The sequence below is a fragment of the Serratia sp. CoH_122_TC_1 genome (assembly GCF_058191755.1).
The window spans coordinates 73,740-99,213 of sequence record NZ_JBXWLA010000017.1; the positions used below are offsets into that span (position 1 = coordinate 73,740).

The 25,474-nt window shown below is 55.1% G+C and carries 25 protein-coding genes and 1 riboswitch; of the genes, 20 read left to right on the plus strand and 5 right to left on the minus strand.

Features of this window, described 5'->3' with window-relative positions; all coding sequences use genetic code 11:
* The first annotated feature begins 4 nt into the window (after positions 1–4).
* From AC2FC2_RS20435 to gutQ, 19 genes are all read left to right on the plus strand, one after another.
* Positions 5–1,435, plus strand: coding sequence for an MFS transporter (locus tag AC2FC2_RS20435; protein ID WP_265555397.1), 1,431 nt, complete (start codon positions 5–7; stop codon positions 1,433–1,435).
* Entirely contained in the window at positions 1,435–2,817 is a 1,383-nt protein-coding gene (gene baeS, locus AC2FC2_RS20440; RefSeq protein WP_265555396.1) for an envelope stress sensor histidine kinase BaeS, read from the plus strand. The genes AC2FC2_RS20435 and baeS overlap by 1 nt, the downstream gene beginning before the upstream one ends.
* Positions 2,817–3,533: an envelope stress response regulator BaeR gene (gene baeR, locus AC2FC2_RS20445; RefSeq protein ID WP_209638241.1), complete on the plus strand. Its 717-nt coding sequence runs from the start codon at positions 2,817–2,819 to the stop codon at positions 3,531–3,533. The genes baeS and baeR overlap by 1 nt, the downstream gene beginning before the upstream one ends.
* A 301-nt stretch (positions 3,534–3,834) precedes the next feature.
* Positions 3,835–4,173: a YegP family protein gene (locus AC2FC2_RS20450; RefSeq protein WP_209638242.1), complete on the plus strand. Its 339-nt coding sequence runs from the start codon at positions 3,835–3,837 to the stop codon at positions 4,171–4,173.
* A 301-nt stretch (positions 4,174–4,474) separates the two neighbouring features.
* Positions 4,475–5,827, plus strand: coding sequence for a prephenate-dependent tRNA uridine(34) hydroxylase TrhP (gene trhP, locus AC2FC2_RS20455; protein ID WP_490659798.1), 1,353 nt, complete (start codon positions 4,475–4,477; stop codon positions 5,825–5,827).
* Between the two features lie 476 nt (positions 5,828–6,303).
* Positions 6,304–7,218: a lipid kinase YegS gene (yegS, locus tag AC2FC2_RS20460; RefSeq protein WP_209638244.1), complete on the plus strand. Its 915-nt coding sequence runs from the start codon at positions 6,304–6,306 to the stop codon at positions 7,216–7,218.
* Between the two features lie 216 nt (positions 7,219–7,434).
* Positions 7,435–8,649: a D-mannonate dehydratase ManD gene (gene manD, locus AC2FC2_RS20465; RefSeq protein WP_209638245.1), complete on the plus strand. Its 1,215-nt coding sequence runs from the start codon at positions 7,435–7,437 to the stop codon at positions 8,647–8,649.
* A 14-nt stretch (positions 8,650–8,663) separates the two neighbouring features.
* Positions 8,664–9,680: a Zn-dependent oxidoreductase gene (locus AC2FC2_RS20470; protein ID WP_490659852.1), complete on the plus strand. Its 1,017-nt coding sequence runs from the start codon at positions 8,664–8,666 to the stop codon at positions 9,678–9,680.
* Between the two features lie 86 nt (positions 9,681–9,766).
* Positions 9,767–11,056, plus strand: coding sequence for an MFS transporter (locus AC2FC2_RS20475; RefSeq protein ID WP_265555391.1), 1,290 nt, complete (start codon positions 9,767–9,769; stop codon positions 11,054–11,056).
* Between the two features lie 49 nt (positions 11,057–11,105).
* Positions 11,106–12,596, plus strand: a complete 1,491-nt coding sequence (locus AC2FC2_RS20480) for a mannitol dehydrogenase family protein (RefSeq protein WP_490659799.1) — start codon at positions 11,106–11,108, stop codon at positions 12,594–12,596.
* A 106-nt stretch (positions 12,597–12,702) separates the two neighbouring features.
* The gene (locus AC2FC2_RS20485) at positions 12,703–13,389 is read left to right on the plus strand and encodes a GntR family transcriptional regulator (RefSeq protein WP_209638250.1); all 687 of its coding nucleotides are present in this window, start codon (positions 12,703–12,705) and stop codon (positions 13,387–13,389) included.
* Between the two features lie 206 nt (positions 13,390–13,595).
* On the plus strand, positions 13,596–14,645 hold the full coding sequence (fbaB, locus tag AC2FC2_RS20490; protein WP_012146277.1) for a class I fructose-bisphosphate aldolase: 1,050 nt from the start codon (positions 13,596–13,598) through the stop codon (positions 14,643–14,645).
* Positions 14,646–14,911: 266 nt separating this feature from the next.
* Positions 14,912–15,460, plus strand: coding sequence for a PTS glucitol/sorbitol transporter subunit IIC (srlA, locus tag AC2FC2_RS20495; RefSeq protein ID WP_209638254.1), 549 nt, complete (start codon positions 14,912–14,914; stop codon positions 15,458–15,460).
* Positions 15,461–15,475: 15 nt separating this feature from the next.
* Positions 15,476–16,456, plus strand: coding sequence for a PTS glucitol/sorbitol transporter subunit IIB (gene srlE, locus AC2FC2_RS20500; RefSeq protein WP_490659800.1), 981 nt, complete (start codon positions 15,476–15,478; stop codon positions 16,454–16,456).
* A 22-nt stretch (positions 16,457–16,478) separates the two neighbouring features.
* The gene (srlB, locus tag AC2FC2_RS20505; protein WP_209638258.1) at positions 16,479–16,841 is read left to right on the plus strand and encodes a PTS glucitol/sorbitol transporter subunit IIA; all 363 of its coding nucleotides are present in this window, start codon (positions 16,479–16,481) and stop codon (positions 16,839–16,841) included.
* Positions 16,842–16,851: 10 nt separating this feature from the next.
* Entirely contained in the window at positions 16,852–17,631 is a 780-nt protein-coding gene (srlD, locus tag AC2FC2_RS20510) for a sorbitol-6-phosphate dehydrogenase (protein WP_404760745.1), read from the plus strand.
* 52 nt (positions 17,632–17,683) lie between these two features.
* Positions 17,684–18,040, plus strand: coding sequence for a transcriptional regulator GutM (gene gutM / locus AC2FC2_RS20515; RefSeq protein WP_490659801.1), 357 nt, complete (start codon positions 17,684–17,686; stop codon positions 18,038–18,040).
* A gap of 83 nt (positions 18,041–18,123) precedes the next feature.
* Complete coding sequence (srlR, locus tag AC2FC2_RS20520; protein ID WP_209638262.1) at positions 18,124–18,897, plus strand: glucitol operon DNA-binding transcriptional repressor SrlR; 774 nt, start codon at positions 18,124–18,126, stop codon at positions 18,895–18,897.
* The gene (gutQ, locus tag AC2FC2_RS20525) at positions 18,890–19,861 is read left to right on the plus strand and encodes an arabinose-5-phosphate isomerase GutQ (protein ID WP_209638264.1); all 972 of its coding nucleotides are present in this window, start codon (positions 18,890–18,892) and stop codon (positions 19,859–19,861) included. Before srlR ends, gutQ begins: the two co-directional genes overlap by 8 nt.
* Positions 19,862–19,917: 56 nt before the next feature.
* Here the strand turns inward: gutQ and AC2FC2_RS20530 are convergent, their stop codons facing one another.
* The 4 genes from AC2FC2_RS20530 to thiM form a co-directional block, all read right to left on the minus strand.
* Complete coding sequence (locus AC2FC2_RS20530) at positions 19,918–20,949, minus strand: methyltransferase (RefSeq protein WP_490659802.1); 1,032 nt, start codon at positions 20,947–20,949, stop codon at positions 19,918–19,920.
* A 360-nt stretch (positions 20,950–21,309) separates the two neighbouring features.
* Positions 21,310–21,768: an inhibitor of vertebrate lysozyme family protein gene (locus AC2FC2_RS20535; protein WP_490659803.1), complete on the minus strand. Its 459-nt coding sequence runs from the start codon at positions 21,766–21,768 to the stop codon at positions 21,310–21,312.
* An 86-nt stretch (positions 21,769–21,854) separates the two neighbouring features.
* Complete coding sequence (gene thiD / locus AC2FC2_RS20540) at positions 21,855–22,655, minus strand: bifunctional hydroxymethylpyrimidine kinase/phosphomethylpyrimidine kinase (RefSeq protein ID WP_490308257.1); 801 nt, start codon at positions 22,653–22,655, stop codon at positions 21,855–21,857.
* Positions 22,652–23,446, minus strand: coding sequence for a hydroxyethylthiazole kinase (gene thiM, locus AC2FC2_RS20545; protein WP_209638271.1), 795 nt, complete (start codon positions 23,444–23,446; stop codon positions 22,652–22,654). The genes thiD and thiM overlap by 4 nt, the downstream gene beginning before the upstream one ends.
* A gap of 36 nt (positions 23,447–23,482) precedes the next feature.
* Positions 23,483–23,574, minus strand: a riboswitch (TPP riboswitch).
* Positions 23,575–23,643: 69 nt separating this feature from the next.
* On the opposite strand from thiM, the gene AC2FC2_RS20550 reads away from it, so the two are divergent.
* Positions 23,644–24,069: a GNAT family N-acetyltransferase gene (locus AC2FC2_RS20550; RefSeq protein WP_209638292.1), complete on the plus strand. Its 426-nt coding sequence runs from the start codon at positions 23,644–23,646 to the stop codon at positions 24,067–24,069.
* A 78-nt stretch (positions 24,070–24,147) separates the two neighbouring features.
* Here AC2FC2_RS20550 and AC2FC2_RS20555 read toward each other — a convergent pair whose 3' ends face one another.
* A complete protein-coding gene (locus AC2FC2_RS20555; RefSeq protein ID WP_490659804.1) occupies positions 24,148–25,398 on the minus strand; it encodes a glycoside hydrolase family 68 protein in 1,251 nt (416 codons plus the stop codon).
* Positions 25,399–25,474: the final 76 nt, after the last annotated feature.

Here is a 25,474-nt window from a genome sequence, read left to right on the forward strand (position 1 = left end):
CCTGATGCTCATAAAACATACCGCCTCAGTACAGTGGCAACTCTGGATTGTGGCGTTCGGCTTCTTCATGCAGACGCTGGACACCACCATCGTCAATACCGCCCTGCCGTCGATGGCCGTCAGCCTGGGGGAGAATCCGCTGCGCATGCAGTCCGTGATCGTTTCCTATGTGTTGACGGTAGCGGTGATGCTGCCCGCCAGCGGCTGGCTGGCGGACCGGGTTGGGGTGCAGCGGGTATTTTTCAGCGCCATCGTCCTGTTCACGCTGGGTTCCATCCTGTGTGCCCGTTCTGAAACCCTCAATGAGCTGATCGCCTCGCGGGTCATTCAGGGGATTGGCGGGGCGATGATGGTGCCGGTTGGCCGGTTGACGGTGATGAAAATCGTCCCGCGCGAACAGTACATGGCAGCGATGACCTTCGTCACCCTACCCGGCCAAATCGGCCCACTGATGGGGCCGGCACTGGGTGGATTTCTCGTCCAGTACGCCAGTTGGCACTGGATTTTCCTGATCAATATTCCAGTCGGCATTGCCGGGGCCATCGCCACGCTATTGTTAATGCCTAACTACCGTATGCAGACGCGGCGCTTTGACATCAGCGGTTTTATCATGCTGGCGATCGGCATGGCGACGCTGACCCTGGCGCTTGATGGACACAAAGGGATGGGGCTGTCGGCGACCGCTATCTCAGGCCTGGTTGCAGCCGGTGTGGCGGCATTGGCCGGCTATTGGTGGCATGCGCACGGCAACAGTCGCGCGTTATTCTCACTCAGGCTGTTCAAAACGCAGACCTACAAGGTGGGGCTGACGGCAAGCCTGCTGGGCCGTATCGGCAGCGGTATGTTGCCGTTTATGACCCCGCTATTTATGCAAGTTGGCATGGGGTTTTCCCCGTTCCACGCCGGATTGATGATGATCCCGATGATCATCGGCAGTATGGGAATGAAGCGGATCGTGGTACGGGTCGTTAACCGTTTTGGGTACCGCAATGTGCTGGTGGCCGCCACGCTGATGCTGGCGCTGGTCAGCCTCAGTTTCCCGTTGGTGGCGATGATCGGCTGGATCTGGCTTTTGCCCGTGGTGCTGTTCTTCCAGGGAATGGTCAATTCACTGCGCTTCTCGGCAATGAACACCCTCACGCTCAAGGACCTGCCGGACAGGCTGGCCAGCAGTGGGAACAGCCTGCTTTCGATGGTGATGCAACTGTCGATGAGCCTCGGCGTCAGCCTCGCCGGTATTCTTATTGGCAGCTTTGCCCATCATCAGGTGGTCACCGACAGCCCGGCAATTCACAGCGCATTTATTTACAGCTACTGCTGCATGGCATTGATCATTGCCCTGCCCGCACTGGCCTTCGCCCGCGTCCCGGCTGATACCGCGCCCAACCGTACGCTGACCAAAGAGCCGGGGACCGGCACCACGAGGTTGCAATAATGAAACTAGGCATTACCGGCAAGCTGTTCATGGCCATTTTCGCCACCTGCATGCTGGTGTTAATCACCATGCATTGGGGCGTTCGTGTCAGCTTTGAACGCGGCTTTATCGACTACATCAAGAACAGCAACGAACAACGTATCAACATGCTGAGTGAAGCGCTGGAAGAACAATACAGTCGCCACGGCAACTGGGTTTTTCTGCGCAATAACGATCAGGTGATTTACCAGATCATGCGCTCGTTCGAACAAAACAGCGACAGCAGCCACAACTTGCCGCCCAAGGGGTGGCGCACCCAGTTCTGGGTGGTAGACAGCCAGTTTAACCGCCTGGTGGGCCATTCAGGCCCGGTGCCGAAAGAAGGCCCGCGCCATCCGATTCGTTACAACAATGAAATTGTCGGTTGGGTGATCACCACCCCAATAGAGAGGCTAACGCGCAACACCGACATTAATTTCGATCAACAGCAAAGGCGCACCAGTTGGATGATAGTCGCCCTTTCCACACTGTTAGCGGCGGCCGTTACCTGGCTAATGTCGCGCGGGTTGCTGGCCCCGGTCAAACGGTTGGTTGCCGGTACTCATCGGCTGGCCGCGGGGGATTTCAGCACCCGTGTGGCGGTCAGCAGCCAGGATGAGTTAGGGCGGCTGGCACAGGACTTTAACCAGCTTGCCACCTCTCTGGAAAAAAACGAACAGATGCGGCGCGCCGTTATGGCTGACGTCTCGCACGAGTTGCGCACCCCGTTGGCGGTATTGCGCGGCGAACTGGAAGCGTTACAGGACGGCGTGCGCCAACCCACCCCCGCTTCACTCAATTCGTTGCAGGCAGAAGTCTCTACTCTGACCAAGCTGGTGGACGATCTGCATCAGCTGTCGTTATCCGATCTGGGCGCACTCGCCTACCGTAAATCCCCGGTCGACTGCGTGCATCTACTGCAAATTGCGGTTGCCAGTTTCCGCGAGCGGTTTCGTGCCAAGGGGCTGGAGATTGTGACTCTGCTGCCTGAACAGGCACCGCTGTTTGGCGATCCCGATCGCCTCAACCAGCTATTTAATAACCTGCTGGAAAACAGCCTGCGGTACACCGACGCGGGCGGTAAGTTGGAAATCGGCGCTGAACAATCGCCAGACTGCTTGCGTGTTTACTGGCAAGACAGTGCACCTGGCGTCACTGACGAACAGTTGGCGCGTATTTTTGAACGTTTCTACCGCACCGAAGGTTCGCGCAATCGCGCCAGCGGCGGCTCGGGTCTGGGGCTGTCGATCTGTCAAAATATTGTGGAAGCGCACAACGGGACGATCCACGCACAGCACTCGCCTTTAGGCGGCGTGCGGATTACAGTAGAATTTGCCACCCCGTTAATGAATAAGGCGTCATGATGGAAACCCAGAATCAACCGTTGCAGATTATGATTGTTGAAGATGAACCCAAACTCGGTCAGCTGTTGGTGGATTATCTGCAGGCTGCAGGGTACGCCACGCATTGGCTGACCAACGGCAGCGAGGTGGTGCCTGCGGTACATGAGCATAGCCCTGCACTGATCCTGTTGGATCTGATGCTACCGGGGGCCGATGGGTTGACGGTTTGCCGCGAACTGCGCCGCTTTACCGATGTCCCGGTTGTGATGGTGACGGCGAAGATTGAGGAGATCGATCGCTTGCTGGGGCTGGAGATCGGTGCAGACGATTATATCTGCAAGCCTTACAGCCCGCGTGAAGTGGTCGCTCGAGTAAAAACCATCCTGCGCCGCTGCCATCGCCCGCTGGATAATTCGCAGGAAGAAACGCAGCTTCACATCGATGAACCGCGTTTTCAGGCCAGCTATCAGAACCATATGCTGGATCTCACGCCCGCAGAATTTCGTCTGCTGAAAACCCTCGCCAGCCAGCCGGGTAACGTATTCTCACGCGAACAGCTGTTGAACAACCTGTATGACGACTACCGGGTAGTAACCGATCGCACCATCGACAGCCATATCAAAAACCTGCGGCGTAAGCTGGAGCTGATCGACGGAGAAAAATCCTTCATCCGTTCGGTATACGGTGTGGGATACCGCTGGGAAGCCGAGGCCTGTCGGCTGGTAAATGGACTTTAACCGGCCGGACGTCCGGTCCTCTACCGCCAACCCCGGCACCATGCCGAATGCCCGGTAGTGAGTCACTCACGTCGCACCGCGGCTCTGTGCGTGTGCGGCGATAAGCCACGCCGCCTTGTGCCATCACAATCCTCCGTTAGCTTCCTGTGCTACAGCACGATTCGCTGATTGAAACTCAACGCCAGCGCAAAAAAATTGCGTATTTTTTGCGCTACGCTTCTCAGATGAGGTTTGTTAGCCGCTCAGTTTCACGCTATTGGCTACACTTACATCACTTATCGGAACCCACAGGAGAGGAACCATGGCAATCGGTCACTATGAGCTGAAAAAAGCAAAGAATGGACAGTACCACTTCAACCTGAAAGCCAGTAATGGCGAAATCATTTTGGCCAGTGAGATGTACGCCAGCAAAGCCTCGGCGGAAAATGGCATTGCCTCTGTGCAAACCAATTCACCTCACGAAGCGCAATATGAACTGAAACACAGCACCAGCAATCAGCCTTACTTTGTCCTGAAAGCCAAAAACCATCAGGTAATCGGCGTCAGCGAAATGTACAGCTCTGAAACTGCGGCAAAAAACGGTATTCAGTCGGTGATCAAGAATGGCCCGAGCACCGACGTGCGCGATGTAAGCGCATAACAGCATCTGTGCGGCGCGCGATGGCCGCCATCGCGCGTTTTTCTTATGACCAGGATCAATCTCCCTGTAATAAATCCGGTTACCTGCTGATTTCTTGCCGCGCTACCGCTACAATTCCCCGCTTTTACTGCGCCATTTGGGGCGCGTTATACCCACTGGCTTTCCTACCGCAGCCAGGCGGCAAATTCGTGCGTCTCCAGGCGCTTGGTAAACCCAGTGACCAGGATGAACGAATACCGCCAACAGCGCTGCGGTTATAAAGACAGAGGTATACTGACCTGAAATCAGACCGAGACTCATTATGTTTACTCCGGAACTCCTCTCCCCGGCCGGCACGCTGAAAAACATGCGTTACGCCTTTGCCTATGGTGCTGACGCGGTGTATGCCGGCCAGCCACGTTACAGCCTGCGGGTGCGCAACAACGAATTCAATCACGAGAACCTGGCGCAGGGCATTAACGAAGCCCACGCACTGGGTAAGAAATTCTACGTGGTCGTGAATATCGCTCCGCACAATGCCAAACTGAAAACCTTCTTGCGCGATCTTAAACCTGTGATCGACATGGGCCCCGACGCGCTGATCATGTCCGATCCCGGCCTGATCATGATGGTGCGTGAGGCCTTCCCGCACATGGATATTCACCTGTCTGTGCAGGCAAATGCGGTGAACTGGGCAACGGTGAAATTCTGGCAGCAAATGGGGCTGACGCGGGTGATCTTGTCGCGTGAACTGTCGCTCGAAGAGATCGCCGAGATCCGCACTCAAGTGCCAGACATGGAGCTGGAGATTTTCGTTCATGGCGCCCTGTGCATGGCCTACTCCGGCCGCTGCCTGTTGTCCGGTTATATCAACAAACGCGATCCGAATCAGGGCACATGCACCAACGCCTGTCGCTGGCAGTACAAAGCGGAAGAAGGCAAAGAAGACGATACCGGTAATATCGTGCATATCCATGAGCCTATCCCGGTACAAACCGTTGAACCAACATTGGGTATCGGTGCGCCAACCGACAAAGTGTTCATGCTCTCAGAAGCCCAAAAACCGGGCGAGTATATGAGCGCCTTCGAGGATGAACACGGCACTTACATCATGAACTCGAAAGATCTGCGTGCCATTCAGCACGTGGAACGTCTGACACAGCTCGGCGTACATTCGCTTAAAATCGAAGGCCGCACCAAATCCTTCTACTACTGCGCCCGCACTGCACAAGTCTACCGCCGCGCTATCGACGACGCGGTTGCCGGCAAACCGTTCGATGCCACATTGCTCACCACGCTGGAAGGCCTGGCGCATCGCGGTTACACCGAAGGTTTCCTGCGTCGCCACGTGCATGACGCGCAGCAAAATTACGATTACGGCTCTTCATTGTCTGAACGTCAGCAGTTTGTCGGTGAATTTACCGGCGTGCGCCGTGACGGTTGGGCTGAAGTCGATGTGAAAAACAAGTTCCTGCTCGGTGATAGCGTAGAAATGATGACCCCCGGCGGTAACGTCCTGTTTAGCCTGGAGAGCATGCAAAATAAGAAAGGCGAGGCGATCGACGTGGCGCCTGGCAATGGGCATATCGTTTATTTGCCGATCCCACAAGATATCGATCTCAATTACGCGCTGCTGATCAGAAATTTGCCGGATACCAATAGTCCTGCGGCATAAAATGCAGATTACGCGGCTTTAATGGCGTTTTTTAGCAAATATTAGAATTGGATCACATCAATTAGTTCGCAGCTTGGTTACCATCAGGCTGCTTAAAACTAAGAACGAAAAATATTTGCATAGCAATACTAGGAACCACCTCCTTAGCCGGTCCAATCTCCCTTGGACTGGCTTTTTCTTTGGTAGAAAAGAAATATCTATAGAAATATATCCATGATATTTCAATTACATGCCACCTCTGTCTTTAATAACGCTCACGACTATTTCGATATAAAAATAATGCTACAGCGATAAGTTAATTCATTAACTAAAATCGTTAACACGGCTACGACATATATCTCAAATTAAGCCAATCATTCAGAGATAACCACTGTGTAATGGTTATTCATCCGAATTAACTGAATATTCTTATGGTCTGCCGCCGATAGGTAGTTTATCGTTGATCACTATCTGTTTTTAGCCGGGAGATATCAGGAATGCATCCATCAGCACCCGCGCTTCTTATCATTAATGGTAAAAGCGCCGGCAACGAAGAGCTCCGTATTGCAGTACAAACGCTGCGGGATGAAGGCCTGACACTGCATGTTCGCGTTACCTGGGAATATGGGGACGCCGCGCGTTATGCACAGGAAGCCTGCCAACTGGGGGTAGCCACGCTGATTGCCGGCGGGGGTGATGGCACGATCAACGAAGTTGCCGCCGCGCTGACCGCCTTACCCGCAGATAAACGGCCCGCGCTGGGTATTGTGCCTCTGGGCACGGCCAACGACTTCGCCATGGCCTGCAATATCCCACCGATGCCGGAACAGGCGCTACGGTTGGCGATGAAAGGCCGCGCCGTCCCTATCGATTTGGCGAAGGTGAATGATAAACGCTATTTTATCAATATGGCGACGGGCGGCTTCGGTACCCGAATCACTACCGAGACGCCAGAAAAGCTAAAGGCGGTGCTGGGCGGTGTTTCCTACTTTATCCACGGCCTGTTGCGCATGGATACGCTCAAGGCCGATCGCTGCGAAATCCGTGGGCCGGATTTCCATTGGGCCGGTGACGCGTTGGTGATTGGCATCGGTAACGGCAAACAGGCCGGAGGTGGACAGCAATTGTGCCCAGATGCCCTTATCAACGACGGATTGCTGCAACTACGCCTACTGATCGCGGACGAGTTATTGCCGGCATTGGTGGCTAGCCTGTTTAACGGTGAAGAAAACAAAAACGTTATCGGCGCCGCGTTACCCTGGTTGGAAATCAGTGCCCCCCATGAGATGACGTTTAATCTCGACGGAGAACCGCTGAAGGGAACCCGCTTCCGCATTGAAGTCCTGCCCAATGCCATCGAGTGCCGCCTGCCCCCTAATTGCGAACTACTCGGACAGACGTCTTCACGTTAATCGCTGCCAGCGGCGCCCAGCAGAACGTTGAGCGCCCCAGGTAGGCTGGCACAGCCTCTGTGCCGCCCCCCTTAACATCCCCCTGTCCTCTGCACTTTATTCTGCGATGAAATGTGATCTTCTCCGGCAAATCCTTTAAATCATACTTGTATGGTAGTTAGTTCATGGCGTATTTTTTGCCCATTCGAATCACCCTTGGGAAGAGGATTAGCCGTTATGAAGATCATTAACGCAGAGGTATTTGTGACCTGCCCAGGCAGGAATTTTGTCACGCTAAAGATCACCACTGACGACGGAATTACCGGTATCGGCGACGCAACGCTTAATGGCCGTGAACTGCCGGTTGCGTCCTATCTGAAAGATCACGTCTGCCCACAATTGATCGGGCGAGACGCACACCAGATCGAAGACATCTGGCAATTCTTCTACAAAGGCGCCTACTGGCGGCGCGGCCCCGTCACCATGTCTGCCATCTCCGCCGTAGACATGGCCTTGTGGGACATCAAGGGTAAGGCCGCCAACATGCCGCTGTATCAGTTATTGGGCGGCGCATCACGCACCGGTGTGATGGTTTACTGCCATACCACCGGTCATTCCATCGACGAAGTCCTCGATGACTACGCCAAGCATAAAGAATTGGGCTTTAAGGCCATCCGCGCGCAGTGCGGCGTACCGGGCATGAAAACCACTTATGGCATGGCCAAGGGCAAGGGGTTGGCGTATGAGCCGGCCACCAAGGGCAACTGGCCGGAAGAGCAGTTGTGGTCAACGGAAAAGTACCTCGACTTCACCCCCAAGCTGTTCGACGCCGTGCGCAACCGGTTCGGCTTCGATGAGCATTTGCTGCACGACATGCACCACCGGCTAACGCCCATTGAGGCTGCGCGCTTTGGTAAAAGCATTGAGCAGTACCGGCTGTTCTGGATGGAGGATCCAACGCCTGCGGAAAACCAGGAATGCTTCCGCCTGATCCGCCAGCACACCGTCACACCCATCGCCGTCGGCGAAGTGTTCAACAGCATCTGGGACTGCAAGCAACTGATTGAAGAACAACTGATCGATTATATCCGTACCACCCTCACCCATGCTGGCGGGATCACCGGCATGCGCCGCATTGCCGATTTTGCTTCGCTGTATCAAGTGCGTACCGGCTCACACGGCCCCTCCGATCTGTCGCCCATCTGCATGGCGGCGGCGCTGCACTTTGATCTGTGGGTACCGAACTTCGGCGTTCAGGAATACATGGGTTATTCCGAGCAAATGCTCGAGGTCTTCCCACATAACTGGAGTTTCAACGACGGTTATATGCACCCCGGCAACAAACCGGGCCTGGGCATTGAGTTCGATGAAAAACGGGCTGCCCGTTATCCCTACGAGCCCGCTTATCTGCCGGTCGCACGCCTGGAGGATGGCACCTTATGGAATTGGTAACAGGAGGACGCACCATGCACAGCGTGGTTATTGAACAGCCCGGTCGGCTGACTATCCAACAGCGCCCCTTGCCGCAGCCCGCCGCCGATGAAGTGCGCGTAAAGGTTAAATTTGCCGGTATTTGTGGTTCTGATGTACATATTTATCATGGTCACAACCCGTTCGCCCGCTATCCGCGCGTGATCGGTCATGAATTTTTTGGCGTGATTGACCAGGTCGGTAGCGAGGTTGATCCACAACGCCTTGGCGAACGCGTTTCCGTCGATCCGGTCGTCAGCTGTGGTCATTGCTACCCGTGTTCTATCGGTCGCCCCAACGTTTGTACCGAACTACAGGTGATCGGCGTACATCGGGACGGCGGGTTCAGCGATTATGCCTGTGCCCCGGCGCGCAATGCCTACCCTATTGCAGATAACATCAGCGACCGTCACGCCGCCATGATAGAACCCTTCACCATTGCCGCCAATATTACTGCCCACCTGCAACCCAACGCCGACGATATTGCGTTGATCTACGGGGCCGGGCCGATGGGGTTAACGGTGATCCAAACGCTGAAAGGCGTCTATGGCGTGAAGCACGTGATCGTCACCGATCGTATTCCTGAACGCCTGATGATGGCACAGGAGAACGGGGCCGACTGGACATTCAATAACGCCGAAGCATCGCTGTCTGCAGAACTGGAACAACGCGGTATCCGTCCGACGTTGATTGTTGACGCAGCCTGCCACCCGAGCATTTTGCAGGAGGCCATTCATCTTGCTTCACCGGCAGCGCGTATCGGTATTATGGGGTTCTCCGGTGACGCCTGTACCCTGACCCAACAAAGCATCACCAGTAAAGAGCTGTCGATTTTCTCCTCACGCCTAAACAGTGCACGCTTCCCGCAGGTCATCGATTGGATGGCCAGCGGGAAAATCAACCCACAGAAATTAATCACCCATTGCGTACCCGCCGAAGACGTCGAGCAGGCAATGTTGATGTTCGAACAAGACCAGCGCACCTGCTGCAAAGTGTTACTGCAATTTAGTTAGTTTTTTCACCGGGGCATCGGGCGGTGATACCGCCCTTGCAGACAACAAAGCATCGCGATTAAAACAACATCAAGTGGAGTGCTTTCATGTTTAAGAATCTGCGTTGGACCATCGTATTCCTGCTGTTTATGGTTTACATGATCAACTACCTCGACCGCGTCGCGCTGTCGATTACCGTGCCAATGATCGAGAAAGATCTGATGCTGAATGCCGAACAGTTCGGCATCATCTTTGGCAGCTTCTTCTTCGGTTACGCCATCTTTAACTTTATCGGCGGGCTGGCAGTAGACAAATTCGGCCCAACGTTGGTTCTCGGCATCGCCGTTGGCCTGTGGTCAATCTTCTGCGGCATGACGGCGTTAGCCACCGGCTTCTATTCCATGCTGATCCTGCGCGTGCTGTTCGGCATGGCCGAAGGGCCGATCTGCGCCTCCGCCAATAAAATGATCAACGGCTGGTTCCCAAAAAAACAGGCGGCGACCGCAATGGGCCTGCTCAGCGCCGGTTCCCCTTTGGGCGGTGCCGTCGCGGGGCCGATCGTCGGTTATCTGGCGCTGGCGTTCGGTTGGCGACCCGCGTTTATGATTATCTGCTCGATCGGCATTGTCTGGATGCTGGTGTGGTTCTTTGTGGTGGCAGATAACCCGGCGAAAAGTAAACGCGTCAGCGATGAAGAACTCGCCCTGATTAACCAAATGAAAGAAGAGACTCACAGTGCAGAGGAAGAACTGAGCCATGCCGCACACGGCCTGGGCTACTACCTGAAACAACCGATTATCCTGGTCACTGCATTCGCCTTCTTCTGCTACAACTATATCCTGTTCTTCTTCCTGAGCTGGTTTCCGTCCTATTTGGTGCAGGCGCATAACCTGAACATCAAGGAAATGAGCCTCACCACCATGATTCCGTGGATTGTCGGTTTTGTCGGGTTGGCGCTCGGCGGGTATATCTCTGACAAGATTTTCAATATTACCGGCAAGCTGCTGCTGTCGCGCAAGATTGTGTTGGTCACCAGCTTGCTGGCGGCAGCTATCTGCGTAGCACTGGCTGGTACCGTCAGCAGTGTGGTCCCGGCGGTAATGCTGATGTCAGTGTCGATCTTCTTCCTGTACATCACCGGCGCTATTTACTGGGCAATCATTCAAGACGTTGTGCATAAATCCCGCGTCGGGGGTGCCAGCGGCTTCATCCACCTGGTCGGTAGCGTTTCCGGCATTATCGGCCCGATAGTTACCGGCTATATTGTGCAAAACACCGGCAAATTCGACAGCGCCTTTATGCTGGCAGGCGGCGTGGCGGCGCTCGGTGCGGTACTGGTCTTGTTGGTGATCAAAGCACCGCGCAATACCGCGCAACCGCAAATCTCAAAATCCTAATGCAATCGGGCGGCCATCGCCGCCCTGTCCCTCTGTCAGGAATTCCAGCATGATACTTTCCCCTAACAGCACACTGCCGGCGGCAATTGCCCTGCCGGATTACGATCGAGAACGGCTTAAACCACGCATCGTGCACATTGGCTTTGGCGCATTTTTCCGCGCGCATCAGGCTGTGTATGCCGAACAACTGGCTAACGATCACGCCAGCGACTGGGGTTACTGCGTGATCAGCATGCACAACGGCAGGCAAAAAATCGCCGATCTACAGCGGCAGGATTTGCTGTATACGGTTGCCGAAATGAACGATACCGATTGGCACGGTCAAGTGATTGGCGTTGTCAGGCAGGCTCTGCACCTGCAGGTCGACGGATTGGACGCCGTGTTAGACGCCATGGCACAACCGGAAGTGGCCATCGTTTCATTAACAATCAGCGAGAAAGGCTATTGTTATCACCCCGCCAGCGGCCAGTTGCTGTCAGAACACCCGGATATTCAGCATGATATTGTTCATCCACAGCAACCACGTTCCGCGCCGGGATTGATCCTGGCCGCACTGCGTCTGCGCCGGGAACGTGGGTTGCCTGCGTTTGCCGTGATGTCCTGCGACAATATGCCCGCCAACGGCCAGATTACTCGCAACGTATTAACGCAGCTGGCGCAACGGCAAGACAATGGCCAAGCAGCGTGGATCGCACAGCATGTCGCGTTTCCCTCAACGATGGTCGACCGCATTGTCCCGGCGGTCACGGCAGAAACCCAGCAACACACGGAGGCATTGCTGGGTGGCGTCGCCGATCTGCTCGGTGTCACCTGCGAGCCGTTCCGCCAATGGGTGATCGAAGATAACTTCCCACAGGGCCGCCCCCAGTGGGAAAAAGCCGGTGCCGAGTTGGTGAACGACGTGCTGCCCTACGAAGAAATGAAGCTGCGGATGCTCAACGGCAGCCACTCGTTCCTCGCTTATTTGGGCTATTTGGCAGGCTATACCCACATCAGCGACAGTATGCAGGATGCCTATTTCGAGCGTGCGGCGCGCCATCTGATGCTGGCGGAACAGGCCCCGACGCTGCAAGTCTGCGGCGTGGATCTGGCGCAGTACGCTGAGTCGCTGCTGGCGCGTTACCGCAACACCGCACTGAAACACCGAACCTGGCAGATCGCCATGGACGGTACCCAAAAACTGCCGCAGCGCTTGCTGGACGCCATTCGCTGGCATCTGGCACGCGACGGCAACGTTGACTGCCTGGCGTTAGGCGTTGCCGGTTGGATGCGATACGTCGGCGGTCAGGATGAGCAAGGTCAGGCCATCGAGATAAGCGATCCATTACGGGAACGCCTCGCCAATGTGGTCAGCAACAGTCGCGAAGGCCCTGAACGGGTGCTGGCCTTACTGCAACTTGATACCGTCTTCGGCCATGATCTGCCCGATGATCCGCGTTTTGTCGGGGCGGTGACCGATGCCTATCGGCAACTGCTGACACAAGGTGCCAAGGCTTGCGTGGCGGGATTGCCGCTCGGCTGTTCCTCACCGACAGCGTAAAATGGCTTTGTTCGTCAAGCTGCGGAAGGATTTATCCGTCCGCAGCCAGCGGATAATCTGCTAGTATGGTGGCATTCACACTCAAGCTTGGTAATGCGTTGTCACCATGTCTGAATCCTACAGCCTCACCAATAATCTCCCGGTCAATCAGCAAGTCTACCGTTTCCTGCGCAAGGATATCGTCGATTGCACCATTCCCCCCGGTACACTGTTGTCCGAGAAAGAGATTTCTACCCGCTTTAGTGTTTCTCGCCAACCGGTGCGCGAAGCCTTTATCAAATTGGCAGAGGCTGGATTGGTGCAGATCCTGCCGCAACGCGGGACGTTTGTGATGAAGATTTCTGCCAAGCGGGTGGCCGACGGGCGCTTTATCCGTCAGGCGGTGGAATGCGCGATCGTGCGGCGTGCGGCGGAACGGATCACACCGGAACAACTGATGACGCTGGAGCATAACTTGCATCGTCAGGAGCTGGCGGCACAAAACCAGCAGACGCGTGAGTTTCTGACGTTGGACGATGAATTTCACCAACTGTTGACCCAGTTCGCGGACTGCCCGTTGGCCTGGGAGACCATCGAAACCATCAAGGCCACCATGGACCGAGTGCGTTTTCTCAGCCTGAGTGAGGTCTCACCACCGGAGAGCCTAATCCAACAGCACTACCGTATTTTTGCCGCGCTGAAGGCGCAGGATGCAGACGCCGCCGAGCGTGCCATCCACGAGCATCTACAAGAAATGATTTACTCAATCACCCCTATCGCCCTGCAAAATACCGAGTGGTTCGACGCAGAATAATCAGCGGCCTGGCCGTCAAGGGGGCGATCGCCCCCACGTATTTGGCCATGCAAATGGCATTTCCTCTCAATCGCATCTATTGTTTCTCCTTGCTGTCAGGATTTCATTAATATCGTTCTATCAGCTTCAATCACCGCTTTTTACTGCGCCGGTGGTCAGATACCTTGCCCTACCGGTGTTATGAAGAAGCTAATCGGGAGTTAATCATGACTGATATTGCACAGTTGTTAGGAAAGGAAGCGGAAGACCTGTTGCAACACCGCTGTACTACCATCCCTGCTGAGAATCTCTACCTACCGGGCGCCGACTTTGTTGACCGGATAATGATCGATAACAACCGTCCCAACACCGTTTTGCGTTCCATGCAAAGCCTGCTTAATCACGGTCGTTTAGCTGGCACCGGCTACCTGTCAATTTTGCCGGTCGATCAGGGCATTGAGCATTCTGCCGGCGCGTCGTTTGCTGCCAACCCGTTGTACTTCGATCCGAAAAATATCGTCGAACTGGCCATTGAGGCCGGTTGTAACTGCGTCGCCTCCACTTACGGCGTGCTGGCGTCCGTGTCACGCCGCTATGCGCACAAAATTCCGTTCCTGGTCAAACTGAACCATAACGAAACCCTGAGCTACCCAACCCAATACGACCAGACGCTGTATGCCAGCGTCGAGCAGGCTTTCAACATGGGTGCCGTCGCGGTCGGGGCCACCATTTACTTTGGTTCTGAACAGTCACGCCGCCAGATTGAGGAAATTTCTAGCGCCTTTGAGCGTGCTCATGAGCTGGGTATGGTCACCGTGCTGTGGGCCTATCTGCGTAACCCGGCATTCAATAAAGACGGGGTGGATTATCATTCCAGCGCCGATCTTACCGGTCAGGCCAACCATATTGCCGCCACCATTGGCGCCGATATCGTTAAGCAGAAAATGGCGGAAAATAACGGCGGCTACCGCGCGGTGAAATTTGGTTATACCGATGACCGCGTCTACAGCAAGCTGACCACTGACCACCCGATCGATCTGGTGCGTTACCAGTTGGCCAACTGCTATATGGGCCGCGCCGGGCTGATTAACTCCGGCGGCGCTGCCGGTGAAAACGACCTTCAGGAATCGGTGCGTACTGCCGTTATCAACAAACGTGCCGGCGGCATGGGCCTGATCCTGGGGCGTAAAGCGTTCAAGAAATCGATGAAAGAAGGTGTGGCGTTGATCAATGCCGTTCAGGACACCTATCTGGACAAGAAAGTGACCATCGCCTGATCACGGCGACAGTAAGTAGAGTTCTCTCCAGCCCGGTACGCCGGGCTTTTTCATGTCTTTTATCTGCTGATTCCCCTTTCCCGCCTCACGGCCACCGTGCTTCGATGTTATTTTTCTTTCATAATTAACTTTCACAATAAAATATTTATCTTTCAAAATGTGATCTATTTAAAACAAATGAATCCGTGAAGTGATTAGTGTAAGGACCATGGCGACAGAGCTGCCGTTTTGCTCCAGGCCATACCTTCCATCACAGGAGAACAATAATGATTGAGCTAATCACTCAGGGTGCCGAATGGTTTATCGGCCTGTTTCAGAAAGGCGGTGAGGTGTTTGTCGGCATGGTGACTGGCATTTTACCTTTGTTAATCAGCTTGTTGGTCATTATGAACGCGCTGATTAAATTTGTTGGCCAGGAACGTATTGAACGCTTGGCGCAGCGCTGCGCGGGAAACCCGGTTTCACGTTATCTGCTGCTGCCGCTGCTCGGCACCTTTGTTTTTTGTAACCCAATGACCCTCAGCCTCGGCCGTTTTATGCCCGAGAAATATAAACCCAGTTACTACGCAGCAGCATCTTACAGCTGCCACTCCATGAATGGCCTGTTCCCGCATATCAATCCCGGCGAACTGTTCGTTTATCTCGGCATCGCCAGCGGGCTGACCACCCTCGGTCTGCCGCTGGGGCCACTGGCTGTGAGCTATTTTTTGGTCGGGCTGTTTACCAACTTCTTCCGCGGTTGGGTAACCGATCTCACCACCAGCCTGTTTGAACGCAAGATGGGCATCCGCCTGGATCGTCAGGTGCAACTTTAACCCGTGGAGTGCAGCATGAGTGCTTATATCCGTATTGAGAAAGGCGCCAGCGGCTGGGGCGGCCCATTACAGTTGCCGATCGAGCCGGGCAAAAAAGTGGTGTACATCACTGCGGGCACCCGCCCGTCGATCGTCGACCGGCTTAGCGAACTGACTGGCTGGCCCGCCGTCGACGGCTTCAAGGAAGGTGAACCGCCGGCGGACGAGATTGGTGTGATGGTGATTGACTGCGGCGGTACCCTACGCTGTGGCCTGTACCCTAAACGCCGTATTCCGACGGTCAATATCCACGCCACCGGACAATCCGGCCCACTGGCAAAGTTTATTCTCGAGGACATCTACGTTTCTGGGGTGCGCGATAACAACATCAGCCGGGTAGCGTCGGAAACAGATGCGGTGCAAGCCGCTTCCGCCACTCAGTCAAGGGGACGGGATTACGACACCAGTAAAAAAATCACCGAGCAGAGTGACGGCCTCTTGGCAAAAGTCGGCATGGGCATGGGATCTGTGGTGGCCGTGTTTTTCCAGGCGGGTCGCGACACCATCGACACCGTCCTGAAAACCATTCTGCCGTTTATGGCGTTCGTCTCGGCGCTAATCGGCATCATCATGGCGTCCGGTCTTGGGGATTTTATCGCCCACGGTCTGACACCGTTAGCCAACAGCCCTATTGGCCTGGTGACGCTGGCGCTGATTTGCTCCTTCCCGCTGCTGTCCCCCTTCCTGGGCCCCGGCGCGGTGATCGCTCAGGTAATCGGTGTGCTGGTCGGGGTACAGATTGGCCTGGGCCATATCCCGCCGCAGCTGGCACTGCCCGCCCTGTTCGCGATCAATGCGCAAGCTGCCTGCGACTTTATTCCCGTGGGCCTGTCGCTGGCAGAAGCCAAACAGGACACGGTGCGGGTCGGTGTGCCTTCGGTATTGGTCGGGCGTTTCCTGACCGGTGCGCCCACCGTGCTGATCGCCTGGGCCGCCTCGGCCTTCATCTATCAATAACATTTACCGCCAGGGGCTAGTTATGAACACCATTTTTCAAACCACCATCACCCAGATTGGCGGCTCTGCCCGCGATGCGCTGTGTGATGACATGCTGATCACCTTTCGTGAAGGAGCACCGGCAGACATCGAAGAGTTTTGTTTTATCCACCAGCACGGCAATACCCTCGGTGAACTGCTCGCGGGTGGATGGATGGAGTTGGCGGATCAACGCTACCCGATCACAGCCGTCGGCAGCGTCGCTAACCAGAATTTGCGTGAACTGGGCCACCTTACCGTGCGTTTTGACGGGGAAACCCAGGCCGAATTTCCCGGCTCGATCCATGTTTCCGGCACCACGCCGATTGATATTCCGATAGGCAGTACGCTGAAATTTATCGCATAAGGAGTAGACCATGTCTGAAGTAGCAGTAGTGATTGGCGGTGGCCAAACATTAGGCGCATTCTTGTGCCTGGGACTGGCGCAGGCGGGTTACCGCGTGGCGGTGGCCGATTTAAACGCGGGGAACGCCCAAAACGTGGCGCAGCAGATTAACGATCAATACGGCGCAGGCTGTGCGCAGGGCTTTCAGGCCGATGCCACCGATGAACAAAGCGTGATGAAACTGGCAGCGGCAGTGGATGGTGCATTTGGACAGACCAACCTGCTGGTGTACAGCGCGGGGATCGCCAAGGCGGCACCAATCACCGATTTTCCGTTGGGGGATTTCGACCGCTCGCTGCAAGTGAATCTGGTGGGCTATTTTCTTTGCGCCCGCGAGTTTTCCCGCCTGATGATCCGCGACGGCATTGCCGGGCGCATCATTCAGATCAACTCCAAATCCGGCAAGGTCGGCAGCAAGCACAATTCAGGCTACAGCGCTGCCAAGTTTGGCGGCGTCGGGCTGACCCAATCACTGGCGCTTGATCTGGCGGAGTACGGCATTACCGTCCATTCGCTGATGCTCGGCAATCTGCTGAAGTCGCCGATGTTCCAGTCGCTGCTGCCGCAGTACGCACAGAAACTGGGGATCGCACCCGATCAGGTTGAAAAGTATTACACCGATAAAGTGCCACTGAAACGCGGCTGCGACTATCAGGATGTCCTGAATACCCTGCTGTTCTATGCCAGTGATAAGGCGTCTTACTGCACGGGCCAGTCAATCAATATTACCGGCGGTCAGGTGATGTTCTGATCGGATTATCCCTCCCTCTCCTTCGGGAGAGGGAAACCAAACAGGAGACGACATGACCCAGGCATTCATTATTTTTGCCGTGCTGGCCTGGCTACTGCACATTGCTTTCGGCTGGTGGCAACTTCAACGTTTTAACCGCGCCTTCGACGGCCTATGCCAGCTGGGCACCGTCGGTGTCGGGCGTTCTGGCGGGCGCTTTCGGCCACGGGTAGTCTTGGCACTGGCTTTCGATACCGAGCAGCGGGTCTGCGGCAGCATGCTCATGCGTGGCCTGACCATTTTTGCGCAACCGCGACAGCTCGCCCGTCTGCACGGGCTTCATCAGAGAGACCTTATCCCGGATGTGATCTTCCCCGAGGATCGCGCATGCCAGACTGCACTATCGTTAGCGATTGCCCCTAAATCATGATATTTTCACATTAAAAGACATTACCTTTCATATTGAATTATTCATTGAAGGGAAATGCTCAACTCTTGTGAACAGGACAGGCTATGAAACCAAAGCAGCGGCAGGCCGCTATCCTTGAATATCTGCAGCGGCATGGCAAAACGGCAGTGGATGCCCTGGCAGCACACTTCGCCACCACGGGCACCACCATTCGTAAAGACCTCACTCTGCTGGAGGACGAAGGTGAAGTGATCCGTACGTATGGCGGTGTCGTCCTCAGCCGTGACGATGGCGATCAACCGATCGACCGTAAAACCCATATCAATACCGAAAAGAAACGCCAGATCGCCTACGCCGCCATTGGGCTTATCAACGACGGCGATTCACTGATTTTCGACGCCGGCAGTACCGTGCTGCAAATGGTGCCGCATCTGGCGCAGTTCAATAACATCACCGTGATGACCAACAGCTTGCATATCGTCAATGCGCTCGTGGAGCTGGACAACGACCAGACTATCCTGATGCCCGGCGGTACCTATCGCAAAAAATCGGCCTCATTCCACGGCAGCCTGGCAGAATCCGCTTTCCAACAGTTCAGCTTCGACAAACTGTTTATCGGCGCAGATGGTGTAGACCTCAACGCAGGCGTTACCACCTTTAATGAGGTGCATAACGTCAGTAAAGCGATGTGCGAGGCCGCCAGCCGCATTATTCTTCTGGTAGACTCGTCGAAATTCGGCCGTAAAAGCCCGAACGTGGTCTGCGACCTGGCCGCCGTAGACACGCTGATTACGGATAAAAACATCAACCCGGATTATCTCGCCGCACTACAAGCGAAAGGTATCAATATCATTCTGGTAGGAGATTCTGATGAGTAACGCCTCGGCCCTTCTGGCCTTTGCCCGTGAAACACTGGAAATTGAGCTGACAGAAGCACAACGTCTGCTGGAACGGCTGGACGATAATTTCGTCCGCGCCTGCGAACTGCTGCTGAACTGCCGTGGCAAGGCCGTGGTTTCCGGCATTGGCAAGTCCGGTCACATCGGCAAAAAAATCGCCGCCTCTCTGGCCAGTACCGGCACACCGTCGTTCTTCGTACACCCGGCGGAAGCGCTGCACGGCGATCTCGGAATGATCGGTGCCGATGACGTGGTGATCTTTATCTCTTATTCAGGCCGAGCCAAAGAGCTGGATCTTATCCTGCCGCTACTGGCGGAAAATACTATCCCGGTGATCGCCATCACAGGCGGTAAAGAGTCACCGTTAGCACAGGCAGCGGCCTGCGTGCTGGATATCAGCGTTGAACGTGAAGCTTGCCCAATGGGGCTGGCACCGACCTCCAGCGCAGTCAATACGCTGATGATGGGTGATGCATTGGCCATGGCGCTGATGCGTCAACGCGGTTTCAATGCCGAAGATTTTGCCCGCTCACATCCTGGCGGCAGTCTGGGCGCACGTTTACTGAATCGGGTACATCACCTGATGCGCACAGGCGATCGCCTGCCTCAGGTCAGTGAAAATGCCAACGTCATGGAAGCGATGCTTGAACTGAGCCGCACCGGGCTGGGCTTGGTGCCCGTGTGTAACGCACAGCAGAAAGTGGTCGGCGTCTTTACCGATGGTGACCTGCGTCGCTGGCTGGTGAAAGGGAATAGCCTGCAGGATGCGTTAAGCCCGGCAATTACCCGCCCCGGCTACCGCTTGCCAGAACAGTGGCGCGCCGGAGAAGCGCTTGAGGCGTTACACGAACAGCATATCAGCGCTGCCCCGGTGGTCAATTTGGACGGCGTACTGGTGGGCGCGATCAACCTGCACGACCTGCATCAGGCGGGCATCGGCTGACGAAAAGGACAGAAACCCGCATTGTTTGCGGGTTTCTTTCTATCCTCAGCGTTGACTTAGCTGGGCACTGCCTCAACGATCGAGACATAACAACCGGTGTTGATTATCCGGTTCAGCTTCAGATCGGCAGTGGCCAGCAATGCCCTCAGTTCTTCTTCGGTACGCGCTTTCCCGCCGTCAAAACTCCCCATGAGCAGCAGATCGATCTCTCTGGCACTGTCCCAATCATGACCTTCTGGGATCACCGGTTCCATGATCAACAGTGTCGAATCAGGATGCATAGCATTGCGGCAGCTGCGTAATATCCGGCTGGCCGGTTCGTCCGGCCAGTCCATGGTGATGTATTTCAATAAATAAAAGTCCGCCGTCGGACACGACTCGAAGAAGCTGCCGGCACAGGTTTCCCAACGGGAATCGTCCCCGAGTTCACCGAGCCGATTTCTCGGCAAGATCTGCGGCTGATCGAAAAGGATACCTTTGAGCGTCGGGTTAGCACGCAATACGCTCAGCAGCAATCCGCCCAATCCCCCCGCAATATCCACCACCGTCGCATTTTCTGGGAAATGATAATTTCGCACCAGGAATTTATTTTCCACCGATGACATGGACGACATTCCGGCATGAAAATCATTTTCCGACGCGGGAATATTTTCCCTCGACCAATATTCATAAAAAGACATTCCGAACAGCTGTTTGAACACCGGGTCACCCCGAACAGTTCCCGTCAACTTGCCCAAAGGCAGCCAGAATGTGTCATCAGTAAGCATGATGACTGCAGCACGCAAAGAATCCCTGGCATCGGAGCGCAGGCATTGCGCCACCGAATTTAGCGCGAAATGGCCGTCGTTAGAAACGGTAAAAATATTGCGAGATACCAGCGTGCGCATAACGCGATGCAATAAGTCCTGATCCACCGTCAGCTGACTCGCCAGCTCCCGGGACGTTTTGGGCGTATCAATCAGAGCGTCGGCCACGTTCAGCTCCGTCGCGACCCGCAATGCGGCCTGCACGGTGAACCCCATCGCCTGATCCAACAAGTATAATGACGCTTTTTCATCTTCAGAAAGAGTAATGTGATTTGTTTCCATGATCATAATGCTCCGCTTACATATTTATCTCCAGACACCATTGCAAAAAGCTGCAATGCCTATTTTTCCGGTGAAAATAAATTCGCCAAACAAGATCATAGACACTAAATAAAATAAAAACACAAAATAAAAGTGGTTATTATTTAAGAAAGAAAATAAAACTCACAACCCATTAAATACTAAGGAGATAAATATAATTACGCACAACAAAATAATACAAAACAGATATAACCAAATAATAAAATCATTATGAAATAACATTTATCCTATTTTGACATTGTTTTATATGGGTTTAATTTTAATGTTCTATATTCATCGCAAAAAAACGGCCAAATGCGTCAGCATTCAGCCGAATACTGATTATTTCCAGTCTGGATTATTCTCGAACTGTTGTTTCAACAGCGCCTTCATGTCCTCGTCCGGCTTGCCCAACCATTGGTATTTAGCGTATTTCTTCGGATGATCAACCGCTTCCGGTTTGTTCGCCACTTCGACGCGCACCGCCCATGCCTGTGACTTGTCTTCTTTAAACGCCACCATCATAAAATTGTTGGCACAGTCGTGGGGTTTGCACAGATTGCCCACCAAATAATTTTGGCCCTTCCAACTCAGGCTTTGCGCCGGGGTTGATGTCCCCATTCCCTTACGCGCCCACCCCGGTAAACGGGCCTGGCCTTTCACCATGTTCTGCCAACTTGTCTGGTAGCCCGGCAGCTGGATCACATCGGAGGTAGTGACAATTTGTTGGGCAACGCTGCCCACGCTGAAGCTGAGTAACACGCCGAAGATGGCACCGCGAAGTGCGTTTTGTCCTGTCATGGCCTTCTCCTTTAATAAAATTCGTCTGCACCCGGCCAAAACCGGGCCTGAATCTAGTCAGACCACAGTGACGGCAAAAAGTTGACTCACCACCAGGCGTGAAAATGATGCACCGGTCCGATACCCTGCCCCACTTCCAGGGTGTCGGCTTGCTGCAACGCTTTTTGTAGATAATCTTTGGCCGACGCCACCGTGCTGGCCCAATCATCATGGCGCGGGCGCAATGCGGCTAACGCGGCGGAAAGTGTACAACCGGTACCGTGCGTATGACGGGTCGCCACACGTGGCGCAGTGAAACGCAGTTCCTGCCCATCACTAAACAACCAGTCCGGGCTCTCACTTTCACTCAGATGACCGCCCTTCATCAGCACCGCCCGACAGCCCATTGCCAGCAGCGCCTGGCCTTGCTCACGCATTTGCCGTTCATTCTCCGCCGGCGCACATTCCAGCAAAGCCGCAGCTTCCGGCAGGTTCGGCGTAATAATCGACACCAACGGCAACAGTTCGCGACGAATAGAGTCCACGGCCTCTGGCGCCAACAGGGGATCACCACTTTTCGCCAACATCACGGTATCCAGCACCACAAATGCCGGTTGGTAATGACGCAAACGCTCCGCCACCGCCTGCACAATGTCAGTGTTAGCCAGCATACCGATTTTGGTGCTGTCGATACGCACATCGCTGAACACGGAATCAAGCTGAGCGGCGACAAAAGCAGGGTCAATATTGTAAACCGACTGCACCCCGCGGGTATTTTGCGCCACCAGTGCGGTAATAACGGAGGCCCCGTAGGCACCCAGCGCAGAGAAGGCTTTCAGGTCAGCCTGGATACCTGCACCGCCGCTCGGATCGGTACCCGCGATAGTCAATGCGTTAATTCGTTTCATTGCAGATCCTCCGGACGCAGTTGATACAACGCGTCGAGGAACGCAGGGGTGAAACTGCCCGGCCCTGCGGCATCGCGCGTGGCACGTTCACCACACAGCGACATCACCCGGCAGGCAGTCGCGACGTTGTCCAGCCGATCGCCCGGCAGGCTGCAAAATGCCGCCACTACGGCCGATAAGGCACAGCCGGTTCCCACGACCCGCGTCATCAGTGCGTCCCCCCCTGCGACGGCCCACTCACGCTGGCCGTCGGTGACATAATCCACGACCCCGGTTACCGCCACGACAGCGCCACTGCTCCGTGCCAGCTCACGCGCGGCGGGTAAAGCCGCCAGCGAATCGTCCGTGCTGTCTACGCCGCGCCCACTTGTCTGCAGACCGCTCAGCGCCATGATTTCGGAAGCATTACCGCGGATCGCCGCCGGTTTTTTACCTAACAGGCAATGGGCAAAGGCAGTACGGTACACCAACCCACCAACCGCCACCGGATCCAGCGTCCATGGCGTTCCCGCCGTATTGGCGGCCTCCACCGCCGCCAGCATGGATTCGGCACGTGAGGCATTGAGAGTACCGATGTTAATCAGCAAAGCATTCGCCAGCAGGCTGAACTGCGCTGCCTCTGTCGGTTCCACCACCATCGCAGGGGAAGCGCCGAGCGCCAGCAACACGTTAGCCGTCAGCTCCTGCACCACTTCGTTGGTCAGGCAGTGAATCAATGGGGGTTGGTGCTTAAATTGGGTCAAACAGGCCGCGGCACGGGCGCCGGGTAAAGCATCAGGTCGAGCGAACATATTCCTCCCAACCGGCGTTCAAGAAGGCGGGTACCGGTTGGGGCACCGAGACTTCCCTACGCTGGCATAATCCAGATCAGGTAATACGGGTAAAATCTCAGCCCCTAGAGGCACCCCGAGTCAAGACAGCCATTATTGGGGTTGCTGACGGTGAGGTCAATTGCGCTATAGTGTCAAAAAAATAAAAAGGAGATGCCATGCAGATCAGACCCTACCAAGAAGCCGACCGCCCCTTCCTGCGCACGCTGTATTTGGCATCACGCAAAGCGGCGTTTCCGTGGCGCGATACCGACGATTACCGACTAGAGGATTTCGATCGTTCGACGTTGGGTGAGGATATCTGGGTAGCGGAGGATCAGGGGACGCTACTGGGATTTGTATCGATTTATCGCCAAGATAATTTTATCCATAATCTGTATGTTGATCCTCACCTGCCGCCCCTTGGCGTAGGCAGTGCCTTACTGCAGGCGGCAGAACAGACATTTACTGCCACCGGTTCATTGAAATGTCTGGTGAAGAACGAAAAGGCGTTGGCGTTTTATCATAAACACGGCTGGCAAAAGATAACCACCGGCAACGACGGCGCGGAAGACTACTACCTGCTGCACTCGCCTAAAAAATAGCGTCATCCGCTGTGCGCCAAACCTGAAAAGGCCTGACATCGTCAGGCCTCTAAAACGGCTCAGGCTACAAACCGCCGATTACCCTTGCAAAACGATATCCTGCATCGCCGGGATATAACCGTAATCGTACACCTCGCGCACAAAGGAACGGTCGCCTTCCAGCACAATCCGCACCGTTGGCGCTTCCGTCCCGCCGATACGGTAATCCTGGCCGCTGGTTGGCACGCTGTCGATGAACGACGTCACCAAACCATTTGGCATCACGCAATGCGAATACGTCTGGAAAGGCTGTTCCGGCGGGTTACCCAGCACCAGGCCTGAGGCGTTCATCGGCGTGTAAGGCCCGGTCAGACTATCGCTGACGAAACCGTACACCCCATCCGGCCCGGTCAACCCTTCGGCATAGGTGAATTTATGGCTGATGGTGAACAGGTAATATTTGCCGTCCTGGAACACATAGTGCGGGCGTTCGGTCTGATCGTTGACGCCCACAGCCGTAACCAGCGGCGGCAAAATCTCCCACTCTTCACCGCGATTATCCTTCGCCACCGCCAGGCCGATACAGCCCACCTGGAAACGTGCGCCGCCTACCTCTTCATGGCCCGGCGGCACCAGCCCCAGCTCTTGCGGGCCAACCACATGCGAACCGCGATCGCCGGCTACGTTACCCTCGAACACCATATACAGTTTGCCGTCCTGCGGATCGATAAACGGGCTGGGGTCGCGGAAGTTCCAGTAGGGATTCTGCGCTTCGGTCTGGTAATACACCCCGTCGGCCTCGAACAGCGATTTCACCTCGTTGAAATCCTGCAGTTGCACGCCGTCATCCGACGTCACAATGCGGCCGCGCACTTTGGCAATGGTGGCACCCGGCGTCACGCAGGTGTAATACAGATCGATATCGCCTTCGTTATTCAACAGGATAGGAGTACCCGCCCATTCACGCGTCGTCGGTGAAACCCCTTCCGCCATCACCCGGCCGCCGAAGATCCAGTCTTTACCCGTACGAGAATACCAGTAGCACATGCGCGCACGGCCGTGGCGATCTTCCCAGTCGCGCTTGATGTCGTAATTGCCGTTGCCATCAATATACTGCGGGTCATAAGGATGGCGATCGGCGGTCAGCGTCAAAATTACTGACCAGCCGTTGACGGAAACCACGGTGCCCTCCAGGGTGCGCAGCGGCATGGTGTCCCAGATGAACACGCTGTCACTCATGACCGGAAAATCGGCGCTCACCAAGGGTTGCGTGGTGGTCGGATCGTTTTCGTTGACTTTCAGCGCCTCTGCGCGGGTCCAAATGGTCGGTTTGTAATTTAGGTTTGTCATAATGATTTCCTCTTAGCAAGTAAGCTCCCCCATGCCGGGAACGACGGCGGCAGGAGCGATGGGCGCGGTAAAATGT